This window comes from Moorena sp. SIO4E2 (assembly GCF_010671945.1).
GTDB lineage: Bacteria > Cyanobacteriota > Cyanobacteriia > Cyanobacteriales > Coleofasciculaceae > Moorena > Moorena producens.
In genome coordinates, this window is the sequence record NZ_JAAHIE010001237.1 from 1 (window position 1) to 1366 (window position 1366).

Below are 1366 nucleotides of genomic sequence, written 5' to 3' on the forward strand. Positions count from 1 at the left end.
TTGACCGGAAATCGGGGAGTGTGAGGGGGTGAGCGCAAGCCCCTACGATTCATCCATGGGGTAAGCTCACCCCCTCACATAAACAACAATTCTTGTGGTACTGTAGGTAATAGGCTAAATAAGCAAGTGTCACAGGCATGATAGTCTACGAGTTCAAAGTTAAAGGAAAACTCAATCAATACCGAGCGATTGATGAGGCAATCCGGGCTGGTCAATTCGTTAGGAATTCATGCTTGCGTTACTGGATAGATAATCGAGGTTTAGGGAGGAAAGAGCTATATCGGTATAACACCGAACTTCGCGCTATGTATCCCTTTGTCAAAGATTTGAACTCCCACGCTTGTCAGACATCTGTAGAACGATGCTGGTCAGCCATTGTTAAGTTCTTTGAGAACTGTAAGAAAAATCTCCCCGGGAAAAAAGGATATCCTCGGTTCAAAAAACGTAGCCGCTCTGTTGAATACAAAACGTCCGGGTGGAAGTTACTAGACCCCAAGCACATTGAATTTACCGACAAAAAAGGGATTGGTAAACTTAAATTGATTGGGACGTGGGATTTGGCATTCTATCTAGTTAAACAGATTAAGCGAGTGAGACTGGTTAGACGAGCTGATGGTTATTATTGCCAATTCTGTATTCAAGTAGATGTCAAAGTTGATGTTGAACCGACAAAGCACAACGTTGGTTTAGATGTCGGACTCAAAGAGTTCTACACAGATTCAGATGGCAATACTGAACCCAACCCACGATTCTACAGAAAAAGCGAGAAACGGATGAAGTTCTATCAACGTCGCGTTTCTCGAAAGAAAAAAGGCAGTGCTAACCGTAAGCGCGCCATTAATAAGCTAGGACGTGTACACCTCAAAATAAGTAGGCAACGTGAAGAACATGCTAAGAGAGTAGCGCGTTGCGTAGTCCTGTCTAACGACATGGTCGCCTACGAAGATTTGAGGATTAAGAACCTGGTGAAAAACCATTGTCTCGCCAAGTCTATTAATGATGCAGGTTGGTATCAATTCAGGAAGTGGTTAGAGTATTTTGGCAAAAAGTTGGGCAGAGTAACAGTTGTCGTTAACCCTGCCTACACAAGCCAAAATTGTTCAAGTTGTGGAACAACGGTCAAGAAATCACTATCAACTCGAACCCATGTTTGTCGATGTGGATGTGTTCTAGATCGCGACCAAAATGCCGCCATCAATATTCTGAATTCTGCTTTAAGTACGATGGGGCACATCGGAACTTGGATCGATAAAGATCCCAACGCTTCGGGAGACCTGAGCACTACTGGGACTGGAGAAATCCTGTCTCAGCAACTTGGGTCGCTGAACGAAGAATCCCCCGGTTTCTAACCGTGGGGAGTGTCAAG

The 1366-nt window shown here is 44.4% G+C and carries 1 protein-coding gene; it reads left to right on the top strand.

The window, feature by feature from the left end; translation table 11 throughout:
* Window positions 1-137 precede the first annotated feature (137 nt).
* Entirely contained in the window at window positions 138-1349 is a 1212-nt protein-coding gene (locus tag F6K37_RS42525) for an RNA-guided endonuclease InsQ/TnpB family protein (RefSeq protein WP_287257234.1), read from the top strand.
* Window positions 1350-1366: the final 17 nt, after the last annotated feature.

What these genes read in the sequence shown, in the direction of transcription:
- F6K37_RS42525 (WP_287257234.1), top strand. Translation starts at nt 138, where the DNA reads ATGATAGTCTACGAGTTCAAAGTTAAAGGAAAACTCAATCAATACCGA.